Here is a 23,537-nt window from a genome sequence, read left to right on the forward strand (position 1 = left end):
CCCCCTCTTATGCTATTTAACGAAATCATTGGCCTGGACGAAACAAAGCAGATGCTGCTGCGGGCGGTACAAACCAACCACCTGGCGCATGCTTTGCTGTTCGATGGCCCGGCAGGAAGTGCAAATCTGGCGCTGGCCCTGGCGCTGGCGCAGTATGTCAACTGCGAAGACAAGCAGGCGGGGGATTCCTGCGGGCGGTGTGCGTCTTGCATAAAGGTTCAGAAACTCGTGCATCCCGATCTGCACATGGTTTTTCCGGTCACGAATCAGGGGAAAGGCAAAACATCGGAAACGTACCTGACCGACTGGCGGAAATTTCTGATCACAACACCTTACCGCACCCTCCCCGACTGGCTTGAATCGCTGGGGGCCGATAACAAGCAGGGGAATATTTCGGCCGAAGAAGCGCGGAGCATCCTGCAAAAACTGTCGCTGAAGGCTTATGAGGGCGCCTACAAGATCATGCTCATCTGGCTGCCCGAACTCATGAACGTGACCTCGGCCAATGCGCTGCTGAAAGTGCTGGAAGAACCCCCGGCGCAAACGCTGTTTCTGCTCGTGACCAACCAGTCCGACAAGCTGCTGATCACGATTTTGTCGCGGACACAGCGGGTGGCCATTCGGGCGTTTACGGATGAGGAAGTGGCGACCTACCTACGTCAGCACCAGAACATCGACGAAACGACTGCCCGCCGGTTTGCGTACCTCGCCGATGGAAACCTGGCCGAAGCCCTCCAACTGAGCCAGCACGACACCAGTTCAACAGATCAACACGTTTGGTTTGCCGAATGGATGCGTACCTGTTACCGGCAGGATTTAATTTCGCTGGTCAAACAGGCCGACCAGTTTGATGGTTTCAGCAAGGAGAAGCAAAAGGGGCTGCTCGATTACAGCATCCGGCTCTACCGCGATCTGTTTTTGTGGCAGCAGGGAGCCGCCGAATTGCTACGCTTACCTGACGACGAAATGGCTTTTGTGAAAAATTTCGCTAAAATTCTGACCATTGATCATATTGAACGCATCGTTCATGACCTCAACGAAGCCGCGTATCACCTCGAACGAAACGCCCGTGCCAAAATGATTATGCTGGATATGTCGCTTACCTTTAGCCGGTTGATACGGTGAATAGAACTGCACCGACGGACCGGCTGATCTTTATGTTTATTAAGATGAAGAATGATTTAAAAATCATAATTATACTATACCGATCATAAAGATCAGCGGTCCATGAAAGCCCCAACGCCTAAGCCCAAGCAAATCATCGGTATGACCGATCTGGTCGATTTTCCGGATTTGGGTTTGTTCGACATACAGGCGAAAGTCGACACGGGCGCGTTTACCTCAGCCCTGCACTGCAAAGATGTGCGGCTGGTGAAAGCGGGCCTGAAGAAGAAACTGAGCTTCTGGCTGATCGACAAAACGGGCCTGCCCGCCCGCAAATTCCGCAGCGATCAGTTTAGCCAGCGCATGATCAAAAATTCCTTTGGTGTCGCCGAACGACGCTATGTGATCACCACCCGCATCGTTTTATTTGGACGCTCGATCCGGACTGAGTTTACGCTTGCCGACCGTGAGCAGTTAAAAAACCCGGTTTTGCTAGGCCGCAAACTGCTCCGTAACCGCTTTCTCGTCGATGTATCGCAGAAAAATCTATCCTACGATGCTAAACTAGCGAGCCAATCCCTGGCTTCATCAACTCAGTCCGTAAACGACTAGCCTCTTTCACCCGTTTGCGGCCAACTACCAACAAATAACTGAACACTGAATCAATGCGAATTGCCATTTTATCGGCCAATCCGAATTTATATTCAACGCAACGACTTCTCGAAGCCGCCAACCAGCGCGGCCACGAGGGCGTCCTTGTCAACCATTTGAATTGCCAGGTCATGATTGAGGGCGGCAAGCCCTCCATTCTCTACGAAGGTCGGGAATTGGAATCCCTCGACGCCATCATTCCCCGTATTGGGGCATCGGTAACGGATTATGGCTGCGCGGTTGTCCGTCAGTTCGAAATGATGAACGTCTTCACAACGGGCAAATCGCAGGCCATTATGCGGGCCCGCAACAAGCTGCGCAGCCTGCAAGTGCTCTCCAAAGCCGGTGTAGGACTACCCAAAACCATTTTTGCCAACCACCCCAAAAACGGCGACGTAACCCAGCTCATCAAACTGGTGGGTGGCCCGCCGGTGGTTATCAAACTGCTGGAAGGCACCCAGGGCATTGGGGTCGTACTGGCCGAAACCGCTAAAACCGCCAAATCGACCATCGAAGCGTTTTATGGCCTGAAGAAAAACGTGCTGATTCAGGAGTTTATCGCCGAAGCCAAAGGGTCCGATATCCGGGCGTTTGTGGTAGGTGGACGCGTGGTGGGTGCCATTCGGCGGCAGGGCCTGGATGGCGAGTTCCGATCCAACCTGCACCGGGGCGGCAACGCTGTGGCCGTTCAGCTCACCCCCGACGAAGAAAATACCGCCATTGCAGCCACCCGGGCGCTGGGCCTCAAAGTGGCCGGGGTGGATATGCTCCCCTCCGACCGTGGCCCACTGGTGCTGGAAGTCAACTCCTCGCCGGGGCTGGAAGGCATCGAAAATGCAACCGGCATTGACCTTGCCATGGAAATTATCGCCTACATCGAAGACAAAATCCGCACCGACGAAGGCGACACGGTGGGGGTTTAACTGTGAATTTCGAATGAGCGAATGCGTGAATGCGTGAATAAGTTGGAGTAGACATGTGTACCTGTAAAATGATAACTTAGCAGCCTGAGAAGCCATTCGCTCATTAACGCATTCACTTATTCATCCTTAAAAAATGCCAGCTCTCGACCCTGAACTCAAAAAAGCCATTGTCCGGATGCCGGGCACGGAGAAAGACAAGTTGCTATTGCGCCTGATCACCAAAGACGCAGTACTGACCGAACGGCTTCAGTTTGAATTGGTCGAAGAAGGACGCACCATCGACGAACGGCGCCACACGATTCGGGCGTTCATCGACCGAACCGCCAATCTCCACGCCGACACGCCCGGCTGGCTCATGATGGATATGCGGACGGTGAGCGGCCACATCAGTCGCCACCTGAAAGTGACGAAAGACAAATACGGCGAGGTGGAGCTGATGCTCTACATGCTCAACACGTTTTACGATAACAACGCCCACCTGCTCCAGAAGTACAACTCCCGCACCGACAAAGCCGCCGAGTACATTGCCAAACGCACGGAACAGGTGCTCAAGAAAGCCGTAAAACTCGACCCCGATTATTACGTCGAATTTATGGACGAGATCAACAAACTGCTCGGCTGGGTAAACACGACCGCTTCAGCGCACTACGCCCGGCAACTGAGCCTGCCCAAAGAGTGGCTGGTGTAGGATTATGGGTTATATTTGATAAAAACGTTCAGGCCATGTCTATTCCAGAGGTAAAGTCCATCCTACACCAACAAATTGACCGTCTTGAAGACCCTAAAGACGTTCAGGATCTACTATTGACGGTAAGTGAGTTCATCAGCCAGCGGACAACTATTTTTATCGAAACCCCTGAGTTGCTCGCTCAACTGGAGCAAGCCTTGTCGTCATCGCAATCTGGTCGCCTTACGTCCCATGATGCCGTAGCCAATGAAGCCAAACAATGGATTACACAATAGTTTGGGCCGACGAAGCAAAAGAAAACTACCGGCAAATTGCCTTGTATCTACTGGATGCTTTTGGCTTCATGATTGCGGATCGGTTCACCGATACCATTAATGGCAAGCTTCATATTTTGGAAACAATGCCGTTTATTGGTTGACAACTTGACGATCTGACAGCCGTTCGAAAGTTACCGCTTCAGCCTTACAGCATGATTTATTATGCTGTTGTAGGACGACAGATCGTCATTCTCAATATTCTCGACAGCCGGCGAAGCCCAATATACTAGCGGCTTCGGCGCACTACGCCGGGCAACTGAGCCTGCCCAAAGAGTGGCTGGTGTAGGATTAACGCCTGCGGTAAAAACGTCAAGAGGGATCTTTTACAATATATTTATTGATGTGCTCCCGGTTCCATTCCGCCAGTAGAGCATTAACGAATTTGAGTTTATATTCTACGTAGGCATCACTTTTATACGCCAGTACTTCAATACGGTTCCCTCTTTCATCTTTAGAGGAAGACGCAATCATGTAATCATCCCCTAAAATCTGGATCACTTGATCTTTGCTCATGCCAAGAGCTATCTTTTTAATATTGGCATTCGCACTCCAGGTGATGTGGTTGGATATACAGCCCGTCAGGAGGCATCCAATACAATAAATAAGCAAAAAGCTTTTTTTCATAAACTTGAGTTGTTTTTAACTACGTTGAGGAGCAGGATTCATCGCTGCCAGAACAGACCGTATTTAAGGTTGACTACAGCCGGTGTCGCCAATGTCAATTCTGTCTTGTTATAAATCAGCTTAGATACCGGGATAATGAAGTTTACGTCGACATACCTGTTTTTAGGTAGTTTAAATTGACTTCCAGCCTGAAAGTAAGCGTATTGCAACATGTTGAACGCTTCATCCAGCCTACCCACGTTTGTTCTGTGATCGAGAAATTGCCCCCTGTCATACCGTTCTATATTGGTTTTGGGAGAATCATATGACAAACTGGTAAAGAGCACATTATGGGTTTGGAAAGCGATGTAAGGACTAAAGAAATCATGTCGATCCGCCCGGCTTTTCATTCGTTTACCGATTGAAAAATAATACCGTAAACCCAGCGGCATTTCCAGGCTATATAATTGACCTTCCCGACTAAAGCTAAAATTTGTTTCCAGGCCGCCAATGACCGACAGTGCCCGGTTTAGCTTACGTTCACCGGTTACATCTAAAGCCACGCTCTTCCAAATAGGCGAGATGGTACTTTGCCGGAATAAAGGTAAACCGATACCCGTTTTGATGAGTTGGGTTGATCCACGAACGGAGCCAGGAGCTTTTTGAGTCGAATCATAGGTTAGACTATAACCCTTATGCTGAGCGACCGTTGGGCCAAATGAGAGGGTTGATATAACGAACAAAAGCAGTGAATACCTTATCATCATCTCAAGTTGAATAAAATGCCTACCTGTAAATTTTGATTGTAAAAGGCGTTAATAGCCGGGCCGCCAGCGAAATTATACGCTTCAAATGTGTCGAATCGAGTGAAGCCTTTGAAATAACCAATCTCGACCTTAACTTCCTTAATTGGATAGGTGAAACGTAATGTTGTACCGACTTCAAATGGATGGCCCTTTCCCCAGGCATTTTGTCTTCCTGCCTGCCAATTCGCTTCAATTCCCGTGTAGGCGATCAACTTATTGGTCAGATGTATGCCCACCATAGGTGTTAATCCCAATGAATAGTATCTGGATTTCTTGACCGGTTTTCCATTATACATAGCTTCTGTTCCCTTCATCTGCAGAGTAGCATCTACTCTGAAGGTTAACCGGTCGGGCAGTAGTTCTTTAAGGTAGAACCCGCCCAGAAAAAATCCGAGCTGTGGATTAACGCCAGCCAGATAGGAGGTTGTCAAAGAATTACTAACGACGGCTGCCGTAACGGTCGGAATCGAGTAATTTACCCCCGCTCGGTAGCCAATTGATTTAGACGATTGGTTAGGCTTCTGGTAAAAATCGGTTATCTGCTGCGCATACACTCCCTCGAAGGAATACAAGGCAAAGAAAATTAGTAGTGATGCTTTACATAACCCCATTGGCCTGCCTATTCAAGTGAAAACCATATGAGTCTTCCCGGCGCAAATCAGTTGGAAATTAACCGTTAAAACCTATAGTACAAGTTCCATTAAATAAACTCGATTTAATTGAGTAGGCTCATGAATGTAGCCGTCTCTATTTCATTACTTAGCGTCAGCACTCGATTCCAGCCCGCTCGATACGCTTTTAACGATGTTCTTCAATACAGTCAGGCAGCAATACATGTTTGAATTGACCACCGGGAGTTGTAACAGAGGAGACACATCCGATGCAGATACAAGAGTCGTGACGAGAACACCTTAGCCGTTTGAGGTGTTATATTCTTACACCCACCAACAAACTCCATAACACATGAACGAAACAGTTTTGATTACAGGCGGCACCGGGTCTATTGGCCGCCGACTCACCCAATTACTTCAGCAGGAAGGCTATCAGGTATCTTTACTGAGCCGGTCGCCCAAAACGATTCCTGATGTACGTGTCTATCAGTGGGATATTAACAAAGGGCATATTGACCCGCAGGCCATTGCCACGGCCGATCATATCATTCACCTTGCCGGAGAAGGCATCGCCGATGAACGCTGGACGGATGAGCGCAAAGAGGCCATCATCAGCAGCCGAACAAAATCGACCGACTTGCTGAGGGACGCTCTGGCTAAAAACCCGCACCACGTAAAATCATTTATTGGTGCGTCGGCCATTGGCTATTACGGGGGCGACACCGCCGACCGGCCACTGACCGAAACCAGCCAGGGCGGTTCTGATTTTCTGGCGCAGACCGTGCGGGCCTGGGAACGATCCGAAGAGCAGGTAGCGGCCCTGGGTATCCGAACCGTCAAATTTCGGATTGGCGTGGTCCTGATCGCCGACGGTGGCGCATTACCCAAACTCGTTCAGCCTATCAAGCTGGGGGCGGGTGCGCCCATCGGTTCGGGCCAGCAGTACATTTCCTGGATTCACCTCGATGATCTTTGTCGGCTCTTTATTCGGAGTCTTGCCGATACCTCCTGGCAGGGCGTTTACAATGCCGTAGCACCAACGCCCGTTACCAACGAGACACTGACAAAAACGATAGCCAAAGCGCTTCACCGGCCTATCCTATTGCCTAACATCCCGAATTTCGTCATTAAGCTGATGTACGGCGAAATGGCGATTGTTGTTACGGGCGGCAATTACGTGCTCAACAAACGCATCACCGACGAAACGAATTTCCAGTATCAATACGCCGATTTGACGAAGGCACTGGAGAATTTATTACTATAAGCTTACTGGCGCGGGCATTTGCCCGTGCCTTTGCATAAACGCGAGTATATACTCGCTTCATGGAAAGGCACGGGCAAATGCCCGCGCCAGTAAACATCAACTCCACTCCCGGTCGGCGGAGTCTTTTGTGTTCCAGGTGTCGGTTGGGGCGAACCAGGTGGCGCCTTTCTTCAGGAATTTCTTGGCAACCTCTTCGTTCAGCTCCACACCGAGGCCGGGTTTTTCGGGCACGCGGACGAAGCCTTTTTCGACGATAGGCTTCATGCCAGTGATCAGGTCTTCCCAACCCGCTACATCGACGCCGTGGTGTTCGAGGGCAACAAAGTTCTCCGTAGCAGCTGCACAGTGCACGTTGGCCATCATCGAAATGGGCGAACCGGCAAAGTGCATGGCCATCGGAATCCCTTTCTCTTCAGCGTAATCACCAATTTTCTTGGTTTCCAGAAGTCCGCCCGAGCTTGCCAGATCAGGGTGAATCATGTCGATGGCTTTCGCGTCAATCAGCTTAATAAACCCTTCTTTCAGGTAAATATCTTCGCCCGTCAGCGTCGGCGTTTCGATGGCGTCGGTGATTTGTTTCCATTGGTCGGTGTAGAACCAGGGGACCAGGTCTTCCAGCCAGGCCAGCCGGAAAGGCTCCATCGCTTTGCCAATTTGAATAGCGGTGTTCACATCGAAGTGACCAAAGTGGTCGGCGGCCAGCGGGGTGTCGTAGCCAACGATATCGCGCACTTTACCCACGTGCTCTACCAGCCGGTCCAGTCCTTTTTTCGTCACCTGAATCCGGGTGAACGGGTGTTTTGTATTGGCGTAATTGCCCAGTTTGCCCGATTCGCGGTCGTTCCACTGCTGCTTCACACTCCAGTTACTGGCATTCACCAGCATACCGGGCTGATCGGCCAGCATACCAATGCCGAAGTCCATTTTCAGGAACGAGTAGCCCTGATCCCGGCGTTTCTTCATGTTCTCGGCAAAGCCTTCGTAGGTGTTCGACTCGGGCGTATCGGCATAGAGTCGGATGAAATCGCGATACTTGCCGCCCAGCAACTGATAGGCCGGTACGTTGTAGGCTTTACCCGCCAAATCCCACAGCGCCATTTCGACGCCACAAACGCCACCGGCAGCCCGGCTTTGTCCACCAAACTGCTTGATCTGCTTGAAAATCTGCTCCACATTACAGGGATTCTTGCCCAGCAGGCGGCTTTTCAGCATCAGCGCATAGTTGGCACTGGCGCCGTCACGCACCTCACCCCAGCCTACAAGACCCTGGTTGGTGTCGATACGAATGATCGGGCTGCTAAACGGAACGCCGTTGAGCACGGCCACCCGCATGTCAGTAATTTTCAGATCGGAGGGTTTCGAGTCGCGGGGGACTTTCTGGGTGATAAACTCCATTTCCTGTTCGTGCCGGCCATCAAAGGCCATGCCGAGCGAAAGACCACCTAAACCAGCATTACGCAGAAAGTCGCGCCGATCGGATGATTTTCCCGAAGATGCCAATCGGGAGAAGATGTTTTTCATAGTAAAAGAAGATGTCAGGGTTTATAGGTATTTAGGACAGATTTTTGGTTCAGGTCAACCGGAGTGCCCCGACAACCGGAGGCCGCGCTTCAGCAGACGTTACGGGGCATTCTGTTCGCATATAAGTAAGTTAATGCCAGTATTTTACTTATGCGATAGTCTTTTTACCCAGAATTACCCCAAAAACCCTCGTTGTTGTTCGATGCGAAACGAACCTTATTCACTGGTCAGTAAATGATTATCATTATCCTAAACCTTACAAGTCCATTCTTACCCTTTTCAACAGTCAATCAAGAACTACCGCAATGATCAAAAGAACACTTCTACTTTTGTCAATACTTACGCTCTCGGGAGGTTATTTAGCCCAGGCGCAGCGAGTCGGTTCATCGCCGGAATACGTTAAGGCTTTAACCGCCGACTGGAAAGGCGAGCGTTTTCCCGATGGCCGTCCGAAGATTCCGGACATTGTCATGGAACGCCTGGCCAACTGCACGCTGGAGCAGATCTGGGGCTACCTTGGCAAAAAAGGCTACCGAAATCAGGTTGAAAAAAACTGGATCATCCTGAAGCCCGGCGAAACCATGACCGGCCGTGCCGTAACGGCCCAGTTCATGCCCATGCGTCCCGACCTCGACAGTCTGGTACGGGCGCAGGGCAAAGCCGAAGGCCGTTCGCAGAAAGGCGGCATCAATATCTGGCCCATCGACATCCTTACCAAGGGCGATATTTACGTAGCCGATGGATTCGGTAAAATCAAAGATGGTACCCTGATCGGTTCGAGTTTAGGCAACGCCATTTACGGAAAAACGGGCAAGGGCGTCATCTTTTACGGGTCCGTGCGGGATATGCAGGAACTGAGAGATACCAAAGGGTTCAACGCCTGGGTAAAAGGCCACGACCCGTCGTATATCAAAGACATGACCCCCACCTCGATCAATGCGCCCATTCGCATTGGCGACGTGACCGTCATTCCCGGCGATGCGGTGTTTGCCAATGAATACGGTACGGTTTTCATTCCGGCGCACCTGGTCGAAGGGCTGGTATCGGCCTCGGAAATGACCGCCCTCCGCGACGAGTTCGAACGGGTGCTTCTGCAACAGGGCAAGTACCCATCCGGCGAAATCCACGGCGACTGGTCCGACAAGATCAAAGGCGAATTCAGGACCTGGGTGGGTAAGTACCCGAAAAAACTGGCTATTACAGCCAAAGATATTGACGCCTATCTGGCGAAGGAAGGCCATTGATTGCGAGCAACACCCATCAGGACTTTCTTATGAAATGAAGGGACACGGATAAAACAGATTGAACGAATCTTTACGGATAAAATCGATGACCTGCCTACATTGCCGTAAAAATCCGTTCAATCTATATCATCTGTCGGGGCCGCCCATGCAGTTCCTATTTTTAGCTATCGAAGCTGTTTAAGATTTTATTTTACAATCCATGACATTCAGACGTACCGTTTTTCTGGCATTACTAGCTGGCTTTTACCTAAGCACTATCCTCCACGCCCAAACCATTCCAAAAGACGAATTGACTTTTTTAACCTCCGAATGGAAAGGCGAACGCTACCCGGACGGGCGACCCAAAGTGTCGGATGAGTTGATCGAACGGGCCAAAAACATTGGTATCGACGACGCCTGGACCGTCCTGAAAAACGAAGGATACACCAACCAGTTTGACGGCAACTGGAAACTGATTCACAACGATGTATCGGTAACGGGCCGCGCCGTAACGGCCATGTATATGCCCAGCCGACCCGATGTCGAAAAACTCATTAAGGAGCGGGGTATCTCGAAACAGGGCCGCAAAGGAAACACCAACACCTGGCCGATTGAAACCCTGACCAAAGGCGATGTGTACGTGGCCGATGGCTTTGGTAAAATTGGTGGTGGCACGCTCATGGGGGCTACCCTGGGCAATGCAATCTTCAGCAAAACCGGCAATGGCGTTGTGTTTAACGGAGCCGCCCGCGACTTGCAGGAACTTCAGAATATCAAAGGCTTTAACGCTTTCGTACGCGATTTCCACCCGTCTTTCCTGGAAGAGATGGTGCTGATGGGCCTCAATTCACCCATCCGCATTGGCAACGTGATGGTCATGCCCGGCGACCTGGTGATTGCCCAGCGGGAAGGCGTCCTGTTTGTGCCCGCCCACATGGCCGAACAGGTCGTGAGCACGGCCGAGTTTGTGGTACGCAAAGATCAGTTTGGCTTCGAAACGGTTAAGTCGGGCAAGTACACCACGGGCCAGATCGACAGCCAGTGGACGGACGAGATCAAAGTAGATTTCCTGAACTGGCTGAAGAAACACCCGGAGTTAGGCACCATGACCCGTCCTGAACTGGATAAAGTGATGAGCAAGCGTACCTGGTAAAGTCTGCATTTTTCATCAATTCTACACAAGTGTAATCGAGTTGGCCCCAAGATGCTGCCATCAATCAATTGGATGATACCAACAGTACCCAAATCTGGCTGAGTCTCAGTACCGCCCACTTAACGTCATCATTACCAATCAGGATGGTTATGAAACCAGCAGCCTTTAGCATGTTCTGATAGCCTCCTGTTTAGGTTAGTCAAGCGTCAGAGCAGGTTCAGTCATGGAACGTTAAGTGTAAATGGCTGACGGGCAGGGCAGGTCCCTTTTTATATTAACTACCCCCATCGAACGGCTTCAGCGATTGTCTGCAGCGTGGGTCGATGGGGGTAATTAATTTGTACCTGGAATAAGTCATCACTTTGATCAGACAAGCCATTAACCTGAACTCGCGTGTTGCTGACGTTTCCTCAAAACGGATTGTATGCCGGTAGTTTATCTAAGCTTGCGAAGGAACAAAAGATATCGATAGAAAACTTTGACTATTCGAAACGATCATTTCAAAAACTCTTGATACAAATAAACTCGTACTTATCTTATTAAATATACATAAATTTAGTTGTTATTAATTCCAGTTTATCTTATAAATGCCTCTACAACAAACCTTTAAGTCGGCTACCACTTACTAAATATGAAAGTTATTTTCATTGAATATACATACATATAACTTAACCAAAGACAATTAATAAATACAATTATCAGTAGAAGATAGCTTGTTAAGTGAACGGTTTTATGAACTGAAAATAAATAAATTATACAGGGCAAGTATCGCGTGTCATCAGCTTTCGATTAGATAAAATGTACAAAATCCCGGCTATTCATTATCCATCAACTGGGAAGCAGGTTAGGGAAACGTCCGATTGACTTTTCATGGACAGCTTATACCTTTGGCCCATGGCAAAACGAAAGCGAGGCAGCCTTAGGCAAGTCGTTTGTTTTTCAGATATTGATATCCACACAACGTATGAACGCTCTTTTACCCTATCGCCCGGTCGGCTACCCACTGACTACTACTGCCTCCGGCAGTCTGTTTGCTTTACCAGCTAACCGACCCCGCACAAACGGTCGGTTCAGGTTCCCAATCACTTCCTGAATTTCTGGACAACGATGAACTAAGCCCTGTCTACGTCATGGGCTCATAGTCGATATTTTCTATCGGTTAAATTAATTATAATAATTCATATAGAGTGTCTACTATTTATACTGTATTAATGAATTTTATGATACGATACAAGAACGGACTTTTAGTGAAGTAGCTCGAAAACCAATGGGTTTTCAAACGACAACTGATCATTCAGATTCCGGTTAGTAAGCAATTGGAATCTGAATGATCAGCTAAGCCAACAGGGCCATTGCAACAGGAAACGGTGGTAGACTTACTGGCCGGGAGTTCAGCCATCCACGAGGAATGCACTACGATGAAACAGGCTCGATGCCTTCCCAAAACCCTTTATACTCAATTCACTCTTTTCAATCTTATTCCATCCAAAACAGTATGAAAAACATAATCCTTTCGCTCGTTGGTGCTTTTTCCATAGCCACGGTTGCTGCTCAAAACACAGCATCGCTTAACCAAACAGGTTCTCAAAATAGTTCTAAATCAACCCAGACTGGTACTCTTCAAACAGTTAGTGTGGTTCAGAATGGGACCAGCAACGTCAACAACAACCAGCAGACTAGCCGGTATGCACAAGAAGCCAGCATCACTCAGACAGGCCTAGGCAACACAGCCAACACTCTTCAAAATGCATTTGCTGGCCCATACAATATAATTACTGTTACTCAGAATGGCACCGGAGCTGGTGGAAACACCGCTTTAGTGAATCAATCGGACTATAGCACTATCAGTTCAGAGGCAACAGTACAGCAGAATGGCCAAAACTTAAAATCAACCATTAAGCAACTCTATGCGTACGAAGATATAGCCGTAACCGAGCAGACTGGGTACGAAAATCATGCAACTATTAACCAGGGGAACGGTTCCAGATCAAGCCAGAATAGCGTGGCCACCATCCAACAGTTCAGCGTATTCGGTCCTCAGGATGCCACCATCAATCAACTAGGGAACACTAATAGTGCGCAAATCTTTCAGAATAACAACGCTGGCCCTAACAACGTTGTCCTTATTAATCAGGATGGCAACAACAACAGCAGTCTCGTTGACCAGTCGAGCATAGCTACTGTATCAACCAAAGGAACAGTTATTCAATTAGGTAACAACAACGAGGCTTTCCTGTATCAAAAAGGAAGTGGCTCCTTCACGAGTGGTTCAATAGCAACTGTTACGCAGACAGGAAATTTCAACTATACTAATCTAACGCAGTACGGTGGGACCTCTAATATAGCCACCATTGTTCAAACGGGTGATCAGAATACGGTGAAGGGACTTACTGGCTCTTCAGGAATGCAGGTTGGTAGTAATAACTCACTAACCATCACGCAGACATGGTTTTCAAGTGGCCAGGGGCAATTCGCTCAGGTGCAACAGCTTGGCAACGGCAACACGGGTATTATTTCACAAAGCTACTAACCACCTGGGGTAGTTGCGCCCAGAGTACAATGGTAGCTGTCGATGTACGCTACTCTACTCTGCCTGGACAGGCTCGATCATCGAGCCTGTCCAGGCCAAATCGTCACCGCAAAATCCCGCTGGCCGCATGCCTGGCAAGAAGCAATAAAGAAGGCCAAAAGTAAAGTGGACAAACGGCCTACAGTAAATATGTCCTTATTCTTAAAATAACCAGCAATAAAATCTCGCCTAAGCCTAGTATCTTAGTATTTTACTTTACAATTCAACCGCACTCATGAGTCGACTTCTATTACTTTTATTGGTGATTGCCAGTATCGATGTGCGGGCCCAATCGACTACGAGCAGTAGTCAGGATGCCTTTTGGCAGGTAACGACGATTCGTAGCCAGACCCAGGCCACCCTTACGCTGGGTGCCGTCAGTGCTCTGGATCCTTCTCTGAACGAGGTACGGATGAAACAGGAAGGCGTCCACAACACAGCCCTGTTGTCTGTTATAAGCAATACGCCAAACCGCATGGAAGTCGGGCAGTCGGGCAATAACAATTATACGGAGGCTAACCTGTCGGGCCTGAACAACAGCCTGCTGCTGAATCAAACCGGCAACAATAACAGTGTGTCGATTGGACTGGGTGGTACGAATAACCGTATCTCGCTCACGCAGGACGGGGGCGACCGCATCCAGATGCAGCGATTACAGGTGGACAATACCCGGCTCGATGTTAGCCAGGGCAACGGCAATAATTCCCTGACGATTAGTAACACGACACAGCTTCAGAATGCCGTTGGCACAGGCATTTCCAATCTGCGGATCGAACAAAGCGGGGGGGCCGCAGCCATCATTCAAAACGGACGAATCTTCGGCAACTGACAGAATGAAAAAACGATCAGGTCTATTCGCTATTCTGCTGATGCTGCTGAGTATGTCCGTATGGGCGCAGGACCCGGAGCTGGAAGGTAAGCTCGACGAAGAAGTGTTAAGCGAAGCGGTTATTACGGAAGAAGGCACCGAAACCTTGTTGCTCGACAACACCCGGTCGAAAATTGGCCGTGATTTTTATGAAGCTTTTTTTCGGCATTATGCCGAGCTACCCAAATCGGTATCTCCGTTGACCCTGGCCGATTCGACCGTAAAAATAACCCCCAAACTCGACCTCGACATCAACGCCTACATCGTCACCATTGATGAGCTGCCGGCTTTCGGCGTGGGCACCAGCATCATCTCCGTGTCGCTGAACGACCAGTTGATCTGGCAGAATTATGTTCAGATCCGGCAGGAGGTTCTTGAGTTGTATGCGTTCAATGCGGCCGAGGTCATTAATCAATACGTACTGAACTACCAGGAGGTGCAGCGATCGCTGGAAAGCGAAGATCAAAAAGGGACGGGGGTATATTGACAATCCAGCCAACCCAATACCCAGCTACTTTATCCTTACTCAACATGAAAAAAACGCTACTGGCTCTATTTCTTTGCTTCGGTGCTATTGTCGGGGCCTCCGCACAAGCCTTCGTTTATCATCCCAATAACCCAAACTTTGGCGGTAACACCTTCAATTACGCCTGGATGCTAAGCTCGGCGCAGGCCCAGGACAAAACGAAAGATCCTAACGCGTTGACAGCAACCGGCCGCACCACCACATCGACCAATACCAACACCCTCAACAACTTCGCACAGAGCTTACAGAACCAGCTTTTGAACCGGATTACCAACAGTTTGATTGGCAATCAGTTCGGCGAGGGCACCTTAAAACCCGGCACTTATACATTCGGTGAGTTTCAGGTTCAGATCAATAACGGCGCCGATGGCGTGGTTGTCCGGATTGTGGACGGGAAAGGGGGCGAAACATCCATTACTATCCCCTATTTTTAATTGCTTCCGTCTATCTGGCCTTATCAGCCACACGTTCCTCTTTTATCTCTTTTTGCTTCATTCATGAGAACAGGTTTATCCAGAACCCTGCACATAATCATTCTGGGCGGTTTGGTTAGTGTTTTATCGAGTTGTACGACGTTTTTTCATCAGCCTACGCAAGCCCGGCGTGCCCGGTTGGGCGAAGAAACCCCCGCTACTACCTCCCTTCGTCAGCTGCCGCCCGCCAAAGAAAAAATAGTCGCTGCCGTCTATAAATTCCGCGATCTGACGGGTCAGTACAAACAAACCGAAACCGGTACCGGCTTTTCGACGGCGGTTACGCAGGGAACGACCAATATACTGCTCAAAGCTCTGGAGGAAAGTGGCTGGTTTGTAGCCATCGAGCGGGAAAATGTGAGCAATCTGCTCAACGAACGCAAAATTGTCCGCTCCAGCGTGGCCCAGTTCAAAGAAGGCGAAAACCTCCCTCCCCTGCTGTTTGCGGGTATTATTCTGGAAGGGGGCGTGGTTTCCTACGACGCCAACATCATTACGGGGGGCGGGGGTATTCAGTATTTCGGGGCCGGGGGGGCCACACAGTATCGGCAGGATCGGGTGACGGTTTACCTACGCGCCGTTTCGACTAAGTCGGGCAAAATCCTCAAAACGATATACACGTCAAAAACCATCCTGTCGCAGACCATCAACGCCAGCTTGTTCCGGTATGTGACGTTCAAACGCCTGCTCGAAACCGAAACGGGCCTCACCACCACCGAACCCGGCCAGCTGGCCGTGACGGAGGCTATTGAAAAAGCGGTCGAAGGGCTGATTATCGAAGGGGCCCGGGATGGCTTATGGATGGCCGAGGATAAATCGGCAGGCGCGATGAAAGCCACGCTCGACGCTTATGAGAAAGAGAAAACGATCATGAGCGAGACGGACGTATTTGGTATTCGCCGGGAACTGACCCCTCCTTTCCTTAGCCTGCATACCTATGCCGGGGTAATGCGCTACTACGGCGACTACGCCCGGCACACGCACAAAGGCAGTTATGGGGCGTCGCTGGATTTTCATATTACGCCCGTTTTCGGTGTGCAGGTGAATGCAGCTACCGGCGCTCTGGCCAGCGAAGGGGCTTTTTCACGGAATATAACCTCGCTGGAAGGCAATTTAATTCTGCGGCCCATGCCCTACGAACGCTGGACACCCCTGCTGTTTATTGGTGCCGGTGCCGTGTCGCAGCGCGGTTCTTCGCCGTTCCAGTTTCAGGGTGCCAGCTATTTACAGGCCCAGGGCGGTTTGGGCGTTCAGTTCACGGCGAGCAAAGCCATCGGTTTCCGGTCTACCATCTCGTATAATCAACCCTTTACCGATGCGCTGGACGGACGGATTACAGGCGCCCGCAACGATTATTACCTGCGGGGTACACTCGGGCTGGTGATCCACATCGGCCGTTTTCAATCTCCCAAATCCCGACCGGTAACCCCATCGGCGATCACTCCCCAACAGCAAACCACCCCTCCTTCGGTGCCGAGAAAATAAATGTCGCTTCGTCACACCGTTTAACTGACTTTACGTTAATGAAATCTTTCGTTTCCTGGACTATCCTTCTCCTGAGCCTTTTCGCCTTTTGGGGCTGTAATGAAGATACGTATGTTGACCCCATACAACTAAGTACGATACGCGGGCGCGTGCTGTACAGCGTCAACCAGCGGCCTATTGGCAACGCCACCGTAACGCTATCACCCACCAGCCGCGTTGTTACCACCGACTCCCTGGGAAATTTCCGTTTCGATAGCGTGCTGGTCGACAGCTACACGTTGCGGGTATCAAAAGTTGGTTACGGCACCGAATCGTCGGCGATCACCGTGAGCGCCGATGCCTCGCCCATTGTGACGGTTTTACTAACCGACGACCAGACGCAAAACCGTCCGCCAACGGCCCCAACGCTGGTTTCGCCCGCTACCAGCAGCCGCATTCAATCGACATCATTAACGCTGAAATGGACAGCTACCGACCCGAACCGGGATAGCCTGACCTACAATGTGCTGCTCTTTAAAAGCGGGAGTGCAACGCCAACGTCATCCTACACGGGCCTGACGGCCGATTCGCTGGTCGTTACTAACCTCGATTACAACACGACCTATCTGTGGCAGGTGGTTGTCAGCGATAAGGTCAACACCGTCAATGGGCCAGTATGGTCCTTCACAACCGGTGCCGTACCCGATTACAGCTTCGTCTTTGCGCGACGCATCAATGGGCAGTATCAGATTTTTGCGGCCAATACAACCGGCCCTCCTGTGCAGCTGACAACTACGGGCAGCAACTGGCGACCCGTGGTTAGCCCCAATAAACAACAGATCGCGTTTATCTCGAACGCCACAACAGAGCCGCAGTTGTTCCTGATGAACGCCAATGGCAGCAACATCAGGCAGGTGACTAACGTACCCATTACCGGTTTATACCCCACAGATTTATCCTTTTGCTGGTCGCCGGATGGCACGCAGCTGCTGTACCCCAGCAACGACCGGCTCTATGCCGTCCGCATCGATGGAACGGGCTTACGCGAGGTGGCTAAAGCCCCATCGGGACGCGTATTTGCGGATTGCGACTGGACCCCGCAGGGTAACCGGATTGCGGCCAGAACCACCGGAACCAGTATTTATGACAATGAGATTATGGTCCTTCAGAACGATGGCGCCAACGTTCGAACAGTTTATAGCCGTCGTGAAAATCGGGTAGGGAATCCGGCCTTTTCGGTCGATGGACGGCAACTGGTTTTTTCGGCCGATGCCAGTGGATTTATGAATGAACAGGGCCGTCAGCTCGACGCCCGCCTATATCTGCTCGATCTGGCCACGAATGGCGTTACCGATTTATCGGCTGCGCAAACGTCATCCGGCAATAGCACCCAAACCAACAAACCGGCTGGTACCAACGACATAGAGCCCCGTTTTTCGCCAAACGGCGCACAAATCATTTTTACGAACGTCGATAACACGGGGTCTACGCCCGGTTCGGTATATACCCTTGATTTGACGGGTACCAGTCAGCCCACCCAGAATCGGAAGTTATTATTTACCTCCGCCGAAATGCCCTACTGGCGGCAGTAGGTAGCAGAACTGCTATGCGGAGAGAGGGGCTAGCTTCTGTCTGGGCCAAGCCAGAGCTATGCCCAGACAGAAGCTAGTTCGTTGCCATCGCCGACCGTTCGGTGGTGAGTCCGGCCTGTCGGGAGAAGGCGACAAGTAACTGTTGGTAAGCCTGTACCTGTTCGAGGCATTGAGTTTCTGTCCACCCCAGTTCAGCGGCCAGCAGGTCGGCAACGAGGGGTGCGATCTGGCTGGTCAATTGCCAGTTATATAGTTCGAGTCGCCACCGGCGCGCCAGCACATCGCGCAGCGTAACGGCCATTTCGTCACGAACCTGATACACCACTTCGGCTTTAATGAACGGCTGGCCAGGGTGCAGGGGTTCGGTCAGAGAGGGTTGTTCTTTTGTCAATTGAGCGACCCGCTCGGCGCGATTGCCGTAGGTACGCATCAGGTGCTGGCACACATTGGCCGCTAATCCATACTGACTTTGCAGTTGCTGCCAATCATCAAAGCGGTAGTTTTCGCCACCAATCAGATAATGCGATTCGGTGCTGCCCGGCACGTCTTTCTTCAGCAGTTCGCCCGCGCGGTCTACGGCATCCTGCGCCATAAGCCGGTAGGTGGTCCATTTCCCACCCAGCAAACTCAGCAGTCCAGACTCCGAATCATGCTCTACTTCGTGGTCGCGAAGGAGCGTTTTGGTATCGGCGCGGCTGCTCACGATCAGCGGACGAATCCCGCCAAAGCCCGACTGTACATCGGCGCGGGTGGGCATTTTGTCCAGATAAGGCCGGACGGTTTCGAGCAGATAATCGACCTCAGCCGATTCCAAAACCGGCTCCTGCGTCAGATCAGAGTAATCATTATCGGTCGTACCGACAAAAACTTTCTCGCCAAAGGGAATGGCAAACACGACCCGGCCATCCGTCGTTTTCGGAATCAGCACGGCATAATCCGTTTGCAGGGTTTCGCGGGGAAGCACAATATGAACACCTTTGCTGGGTCGGATGCGCGGGTCGGCCGATGGGTTGGCCAATAGGCGGATGCTGTCGGCGTAGGGGCCGGTGCAGTTCAGAAACACACTGGCTCGAACGGTCAGCGTCTCTCCGCTGAGCTCATCCTTTACTGTAGCGGTGGCAAGTTTGCCCTTTTCACGGCCAAAGCCCGTAACGGCGGCATAATTGACCACGGCGGCACCCCCTTCGTCGGCCGAGTGCGCCAGCGCCAGCGCATAGCGGGCATCGTTGAACTGACCATCGTAATAGAGAACGGCGCTGTGCATCTGGCGCGTCAGCATGGGACTTTTGTCGAGTGCCTGTGCCTTATTCAGCCAGGCTCCTTTCGGAAACGCATCATGACCCGCAATAAAATCGTAAAGTGTCAGGCCAACGGTCATGTACATGCCTTCGAACCAACTGAATACGGGTGTCAGAATAGCGAGTGGGTGGGCCAGATGAGGGGCGTTCCGGATAACGGTCCGGCGTTCGGCCAGCCCGTGACGAACCTGCCGCAGTTGCGCCAGATCAAGCTTTTTAATGGCTTGCTCCAGGTAGCGGACTCCGCCGTGAATCAGCTTGGTGGACCGGGAAGAGGTTTCTCCGGCGAAATCGCCTTTGTCGATCAGGGCGACCCGATAACCGCGCAGGGCAGCATCCAAAGCCGCCCCGGCACCACTGGCTCCCGCCCCGATTATACAAATATCAAAAGATTCCTGCCGCAGCCGCTCCTGGTTTTTTTGCCGATTCATGCACAAAGGTACGTTTAATGGTGAAGTAAGTGAATAGGTTAACAGGTTCGTTAGATTTCTCTTAACAATTTGTTAACCAACCCCTTTCTTCCCTGAATAAACGCTGGCATCGACCAGAGAATTCAGTTTAGCCCGAAAAACTACGGCCACGTCCACTAAAGAAGCCACTACGTCCGCCCGATGGCCGAACAGTGCGGGTTACGCGCGAACTGCGGACATTGTCGCCCACCCGCGTTGAGCGTTCATAAAGGCCCCGGTTCGCATAAAAACCGGACCCATACCGGCGCTGGTCCTCCTGATATCGCGAGGAGTTATTTCGGCCCAGCATATAGCCCAGGCTGCCCCACAGTAACGCATTGGCCAGCCCATTGTGGTGCTGGGCCTGGTACGCGCCCGGATTATTTAAATAGGTACTGGTCGATTTATCGGTTTCTACCAGCCGTTTGGCGGCTTCGACACTTAGCGTATCCCGATGGCCGTCGAAGTAGCTCACGATAGCTCCGGCCTGACCGGGACCCGTTTGGACTTCATCAGTGATTTTAAAATTGCCGGGTGCCGTTTCAGTGATGTATGTCCGAACACCTTTATTAAAACTGGTTTCGGTGCGTTCGGCCTGGTCGTCATCGGAATTGTTGCTGCCGCAGCTTTGCAGCATGGCGCTCCCGTTGAGCAGGGCCAGACTAAGGGTGGTACTGAACGTAATGTCTTTAATGCGCCGAAGAACGGCATGCCGACGAAAAGGTGTCATGGCCTGAATAATAAGATGTTCGACCACTAAACTACGGCGCGAAGCCGATGGTTACAACCCAATGTGGATGAACTGTCGGCCAAGCCAATCAACGGTCGTTAGAACGGACGGTACCGCGTTCCAAACAAAACAGCGAAACCGGCCGATACACTGACCATGCTCACCATTCGGGTGCTGCTGTAAGCGGAGCTTTCCGAACGGACAGATCCGTTGGTAGCGATTGAGGTCAGGTTGTTGAAGGTAAATTCAGCCTGGCTATAGTCGGCATTCACGTGAACCGATGTACTGCGGCCCAGCCGGTACCGTAACGACAACCCACCGCCCAGCGATAAGGCTGTACTTTGGGAGCCCGTTGTTTTCACCGACATCTCCGTTGTACCGAAGTTACCCTTCATATCGGTGTTTGGCAGAACAGCCAGCGCGCGCCCGGCCAGCAGTCGGCCATCGACCGAAAAACGGCCCATCGGAATCGACACATACGGCCCCGCCATCACGCTCAGCACCGACCAGTTGTCGGCCTTCGCGGTCCAGACATCGGTATCGTTGCGATAAAGCGCATTGAGCATCGCATTGGTATTAACGGTGTTGCGGTGTTGTTCTCCCCGGATCATCAGACCCACGTTGCCCGCTACCTTAAACCCGGCTGAAACGTTGAAAGCAAGCCCCTGCCCGGCCATACAGGCCTCGTTATCGGAAGGTACGCAACTGGCGAATCGGCCAACGGGTAAGCTGGCCCCCGCCGATACGGCAAAGAATCCTTTTTTATCCTGATGCGATAGAATAAACGTCTTCTGGCAAAAAGCAGCGGTGGTCATACCCGCAGCCAGCACAGTAATGAAGAGCTTTTTCATGGCGAAATGGATTGTTAAGTAAGTTGTGTGAACCCACTCTACAAATTCAATGCCACATTTTTAGTTGGTAAGCGGCTTCGCCTAAGTCGGTAAGTTGGTAAGTCGGTAAGTCGGTAAGTCGGTAAGTCGGTAAGTCGGTAAGTCGGTAAGTCCGTAAGTCCGTAAGTCCGTAAGTCCGTAAGTGGCTAACGCCGGAGAAATACACTTGCCGGTCCCCCGTTGCGTTCAGCACTACAGACTTGGGCGAAGCCACTTACCGACTTACCAACTTACCAACTTACCAACTACCTTCCTTTCTCCATCGCCAGGTACACGCCGTTGGTCCAGCCAAAGCCATCCTGGTTGGGATACTCCCCTCCTCCTGTGGTGAGGGCCGCGTCGACCACGTTGTATTTTTCCATCATTTTGCCCGTTGCCCGGAATACTTTATCGTTCAGATCCATCCAGGCGTCCCGCCCTTTTCGGGCAGTTTCAGTGAATCCGTAGTCCATTAATCCACGGTATACAATCCACTGCAAGGGGGCCCAGCCGTTGGGCCAGTCCCACTGCTGCCCCGTTTTGTCGAGCGTTGTGACCCAGCCGCCAATGTGCAGAAAATCCGTTTTGAGCTGGTTGTGAACGCGGGCGGCCTGTTCGGGTGTGGCCAATTGAAAAAACAGCGGAAAGGCACCTGCCAGCGTAGGAACGGCTATTTGCTGATTCGTTACCAGATTATAATCATAATAAAAACCAGCTTCTTCGTTCCAGAAAAGGGCCTCGATATGCTCCTTACGAACCGATGCGGCTTGCCCGAACTCGGTTGCCTGATCGGTCTGGCCCGCGTGGGCATACGCTTTTTGTAGGGTCAGTTCCAGAAAATGCAACAAACAGTTCAGATCGACCGGAGCAATATCTGCCGTTTGAATCGTCGCCATCGTGTGCCGGTCCGAAAACCACCGGCTGCTAAAATCCCAACCCGACTCGCAGGCGGCCCGAATATGACTATACAGCTCTTCCGGTACGACGCCAAGCGACCGGGAGGCCTCCATCAGCTCGACTTCCTGCCGATAGGCTTCCGGCCGGGGGGCGGGTGTGTCATCCCAATGACGATTAACGATCCGGTTGTCGGGGGCTTTCGCTACGCGCCGGACAATGGGAGTTTCGGCCGTCAGGTCGCGCTGACCCTGCATCCAGAAGTCATATTCACGCTGTAGTTGTGGTGTGTATTTTATAAGAACATCCGTACCATCGGGCAACGTCTCGCTGATCTCAGCCCGTAAACTGACCATTAGAGCGAAATAAGGCGGTTGCGACCGGCTCAGGAAATAAGTTCGGTTGCCATTGGGAATAAAGCCGAACTGGTCGATCAGGTAGGCGAAATTTTCGAGCATGTCCTCAATCAGATCAACCCGTCCTGCCTCTTTGAGACCCAGCATGGTAAAATACGTATCCCAGTAGAATATCTCCCGAAAACGCCCGCCGGGCACTACGTACGGGTGCGTGAGTGGTACGCGCGAACTTCCCTCAACCGGTGTATCGGCCTGTCGGGTGAGCCGGTCCCACAGGCCGTTGATATGCTCGACCGTAGAAACGGACGTGTCGCTGACATACCCACCCGCCATTTTCTCCGGAACAGTAAACGATGAATGAACAAAGCGGGTAAGGTCAAAATCGGGGCTATGCTTCTCTGCTTCATACCGGGCAACGACCTCGGCGGGCGACTGCATAGGCACACAGTCGACGAAAGTTTTTGAGTCAGCGAAAATATGTCCTAACTGCACGTCACGAAATAAGCTGCCGAAAAGCTGGTCAGGCGATTTGGGGAAGGGAGAATTTGCCAAGATAAAAAGAAGACGTTTCAGATTGTTTAGGGT

General features: G+C 51.2%; 23 protein-coding genes. 15 read left to right on the forward strand and 8 right to left on the reverse strand.

What is annotated here, in order from left to right:
- The first annotated feature begins 9 nt into the window (after positions 1-9).
- The 6 genes from holB to ACYVK4_RS09895 all read left to right on the forward strand — a co-directional run bounded on the left by holB (position 10) and on the right by ACYVK4_RS09895 (position 3,784).
- A complete protein-coding gene (holB, locus tag ACYVK4_RS09870) occupies positions 10-1,125 on the forward strand; it encodes a DNA polymerase III subunit delta' (protein ID WP_461127328.1) in 1,116 nt (371 codons plus the stop codon).
- A 102-nt stretch (positions 1,126-1,227) separates the two neighbouring features.
- The gene (locus ACYVK4_RS09875) at positions 1,228-1,716 is read left to right on the forward strand and encodes an ATP-dependent zinc protease family protein (protein WP_461127329.1); all 489 of its coding nucleotides are present in this window, start codon (positions 1,228-1,230) and stop codon (positions 1,714-1,716) included.
- A 53-nt stretch (positions 1,717-1,769) separates the two neighbouring features.
- Positions 1,770-2,678, forward strand: coding sequence for a 30S ribosomal protein S6--L-glutamate ligase (rimK, locus tag ACYVK4_RS09880; RefSeq protein WP_461127330.1), 909 nt, complete (start codon positions 1,770-1,772; stop codon positions 2,676-2,678).
- A gap of 133 nt (positions 2,679-2,811) precedes the next feature.
- A complete protein-coding gene (locus ACYVK4_RS09885) occupies positions 2,812-3,366 on the forward strand; it encodes a hypothetical protein (protein ID WP_461127331.1) in 555 nt (184 codons plus the stop codon).
- 35 nt (positions 3,367-3,401) lie between these two features.
- A complete protein-coding gene (locus ACYVK4_RS09890; protein WP_461127332.1) occupies positions 3,402-3,641 on the forward strand; it encodes a hypothetical protein in 240 nt (79 codons plus the stop codon).
- Positions 3,626-3,784 carry a type II toxin-antitoxin system RelE/ParE family toxin gene (locus ACYVK4_RS09895; RefSeq protein WP_461127333.1) on the forward strand — a complete coding sequence of 53 codons (159 nt, stop codon included), beginning with the start codon at positions 3,626-3,628 and terminating at the stop codon, positions 3,782-3,784. The genes ACYVK4_RS09890 and ACYVK4_RS09895 overlap by 16 nt, the downstream gene beginning before the upstream one ends.
- Before the next feature lie 208 nt (positions 3,785-3,992).
- Here the strand turns inward: ACYVK4_RS09895 and ACYVK4_RS09900 are convergent, their stop codons facing one another.
- Genes ACYVK4_RS09900 through ACYVK4_RS09910 form a run of 3 tightly spaced genes read right to left on the reverse strand, consistent with a single transcriptional unit; the run spans position 3,993 to position 5,664 of the window.
- Positions 3,993-4,307 carry a hypothetical protein gene (locus ACYVK4_RS09900; RefSeq protein WP_461127334.1) on the reverse strand — a complete coding sequence of 105 codons (315 nt, stop codon included), beginning with the start codon at positions 4,305-4,307 and terminating at the stop codon, positions 3,993-3,995.
- Positions 4,308-4,345: 38 nt separating this feature from the next.
- A complete protein-coding gene (locus tag ACYVK4_RS09905; protein WP_461127335.1) occupies positions 4,346-5,029 on the reverse strand; it encodes a hypothetical protein in 684 nt (227 codons plus the stop codon).
- A gap of 20 nt (positions 5,030-5,049) precedes the next feature.
- Positions 5,050-5,664 carry a hypothetical protein gene (locus ACYVK4_RS09910; protein ID WP_461127336.1) on the reverse strand — a complete coding sequence of 205 codons (615 nt, stop codon included), beginning with the start codon at positions 5,662-5,664 and terminating at the stop codon, positions 5,050-5,052.
- Between the two features lie 391 nt (positions 5,665-6,055).
- On the opposite strand from ACYVK4_RS09910, the gene ACYVK4_RS09915 reads away from it, so the two are divergent.
- The gene (locus tag ACYVK4_RS09915) at positions 6,056-6,967 is read left to right on the forward strand and encodes a TIGR01777 family oxidoreductase (protein WP_461127337.1); all 912 of its coding nucleotides are present in this window, start codon (positions 6,056-6,058) and stop codon (positions 6,965-6,967) included.
- Between the two features lie 96 nt (positions 6,968-7,063).
- Here ACYVK4_RS09915 and ACYVK4_RS09920 read toward each other — a convergent pair whose 3' ends face one another.
- Positions 7,064-8,488 carry a mandelate racemase/muconate lactonizing enzyme family protein gene (locus ACYVK4_RS09920; RefSeq protein WP_461127338.1) on the reverse strand — a complete coding sequence of 475 codons (1,425 nt, stop codon included), beginning with the start codon at positions 8,486-8,488 and terminating at the stop codon, positions 7,064-7,066.
- A gap of 305 nt (positions 8,489-8,793) precedes the next feature.
- Between ACYVK4_RS09920 and ACYVK4_RS09925 the strand changes: the two genes are divergently transcribed.
- The 8 genes from ACYVK4_RS09925 to ACYVK4_RS09960 all read left to right on the forward strand — a co-directional run bounded on the left by ACYVK4_RS09925 (position 8,794) and on the right by ACYVK4_RS09960 (position 18,356).
- Entirely contained in the window at positions 8,794-9,732 is a 939-nt protein-coding gene (locus ACYVK4_RS09925; RefSeq protein WP_461127339.1) for an RraA family protein, read from the forward strand.
- A gap of 199 nt (positions 9,733-9,931) precedes the next feature.
- The gene (locus tag ACYVK4_RS09930) at positions 9,932-10,864 is read left to right on the forward strand and encodes an RraA family protein (RefSeq protein WP_461127340.1); all 933 of its coding nucleotides are present in this window, start codon (positions 9,932-9,934) and stop codon (positions 10,862-10,864) included.
- 1,495 nt (positions 10,865-12,359) lie between these two features.
- On the forward strand, positions 12,360-13,394 hold the full coding sequence (locus ACYVK4_RS09935; RefSeq protein ID WP_461127341.1) for a hypothetical protein: 1,035 nt from the start codon (positions 12,360-12,362) through the stop codon (positions 13,392-13,394).
- A gap of 274 nt (positions 13,395-13,668) precedes the next feature.
- Complete coding sequence (locus ACYVK4_RS09940; protein WP_461127342.1) at positions 13,669-14,262, forward strand: hypothetical protein; 594 nt, start codon at positions 13,669-13,671, stop codon at positions 14,260-14,262.
- 4 nt (positions 14,263-14,266) lie between these two features.
- On the forward strand, positions 14,267-14,788 hold the full coding sequence (locus tag ACYVK4_RS09945) for a hypothetical protein (protein WP_461127343.1): 522 nt from the start codon (positions 14,267-14,269) through the stop codon (positions 14,786-14,788).
- Positions 14,789-14,832: 44 nt separating this feature from the next.
- Positions 14,833-15,261, forward strand: coding sequence for a curli production assembly/transport component CsgF (locus ACYVK4_RS09950; protein ID WP_461127344.1), 429 nt, complete (start codon positions 14,833-14,835; stop codon positions 15,259-15,261).
- Positions 15,262-15,324: 63 nt separating this feature from the next.
- Complete coding sequence (locus tag ACYVK4_RS09955; RefSeq protein ID WP_461127345.1) at positions 15,325-16,785, forward strand: CsgG/HfaB family protein; 1,461 nt, start codon at positions 15,325-15,327, stop codon at positions 16,783-16,785.
- A gap of 38 nt (positions 16,786-16,823) precedes the next feature.
- Positions 16,824-18,356 carry a carboxypeptidase regulatory-like domain-containing protein gene (locus ACYVK4_RS09960; RefSeq protein ID WP_461127346.1) on the forward strand — a complete coding sequence of 511 codons (1,533 nt, stop codon included), beginning with the start codon at positions 16,824-16,826 and terminating at the stop codon, positions 18,354-18,356.
- A 73-nt stretch (positions 18,357-18,429) separates the two neighbouring features.
- Here the strand turns inward: ACYVK4_RS09960 and ACYVK4_RS09965 are convergent, their stop codons facing one another.
- The 4 genes from ACYVK4_RS09965 to treF all read right to left on the reverse strand — a co-directional run bounded on the left by ACYVK4_RS09965 (position 18,430) and on the right by treF (position 23,504).
- Positions 18,430-20,085, reverse strand: coding sequence for a glycerol-3-phosphate dehydrogenase/oxidase (locus tag ACYVK4_RS09965; RefSeq protein WP_461127347.1), 1,656 nt, complete (start codon positions 20,083-20,085; stop codon positions 18,430-18,432).
- A gap of 127 nt (positions 20,086-20,212) precedes the next feature.
- Positions 20,213-20,833 (reverse strand): hypothetical protein, encoded by a 621-nt coding sequence (locus tag ACYVK4_RS09970; protein WP_461127348.1) that lies wholly within the window; start codon positions 20,831-20,833, stop codon positions 20,213-20,215.
- A 98-nt stretch (positions 20,834-20,931) separates the two neighbouring features.
- On the reverse strand, positions 20,932-21,684 hold the full coding sequence (locus tag ACYVK4_RS09975; RefSeq protein ID WP_461127349.1) for a hypothetical protein: 753 nt from the start codon (positions 21,682-21,684) through the stop codon (positions 20,932-20,934).
- A 284-nt stretch (positions 21,685-21,968) separates the two neighbouring features.
- Positions 21,969-23,504, reverse strand: a complete 1,536-nt coding sequence (gene treF / locus ACYVK4_RS09980) for an alpha,alpha-trehalase TreF (protein WP_461127350.1) — start codon at positions 23,502-23,504, stop codon at positions 21,969-21,971.
- Positions 23,505-23,537: the final 33 nt, after the last annotated feature.

The sequence above is a fragment of the Spirosoma aerophilum genome (assembly GCF_054782495.1).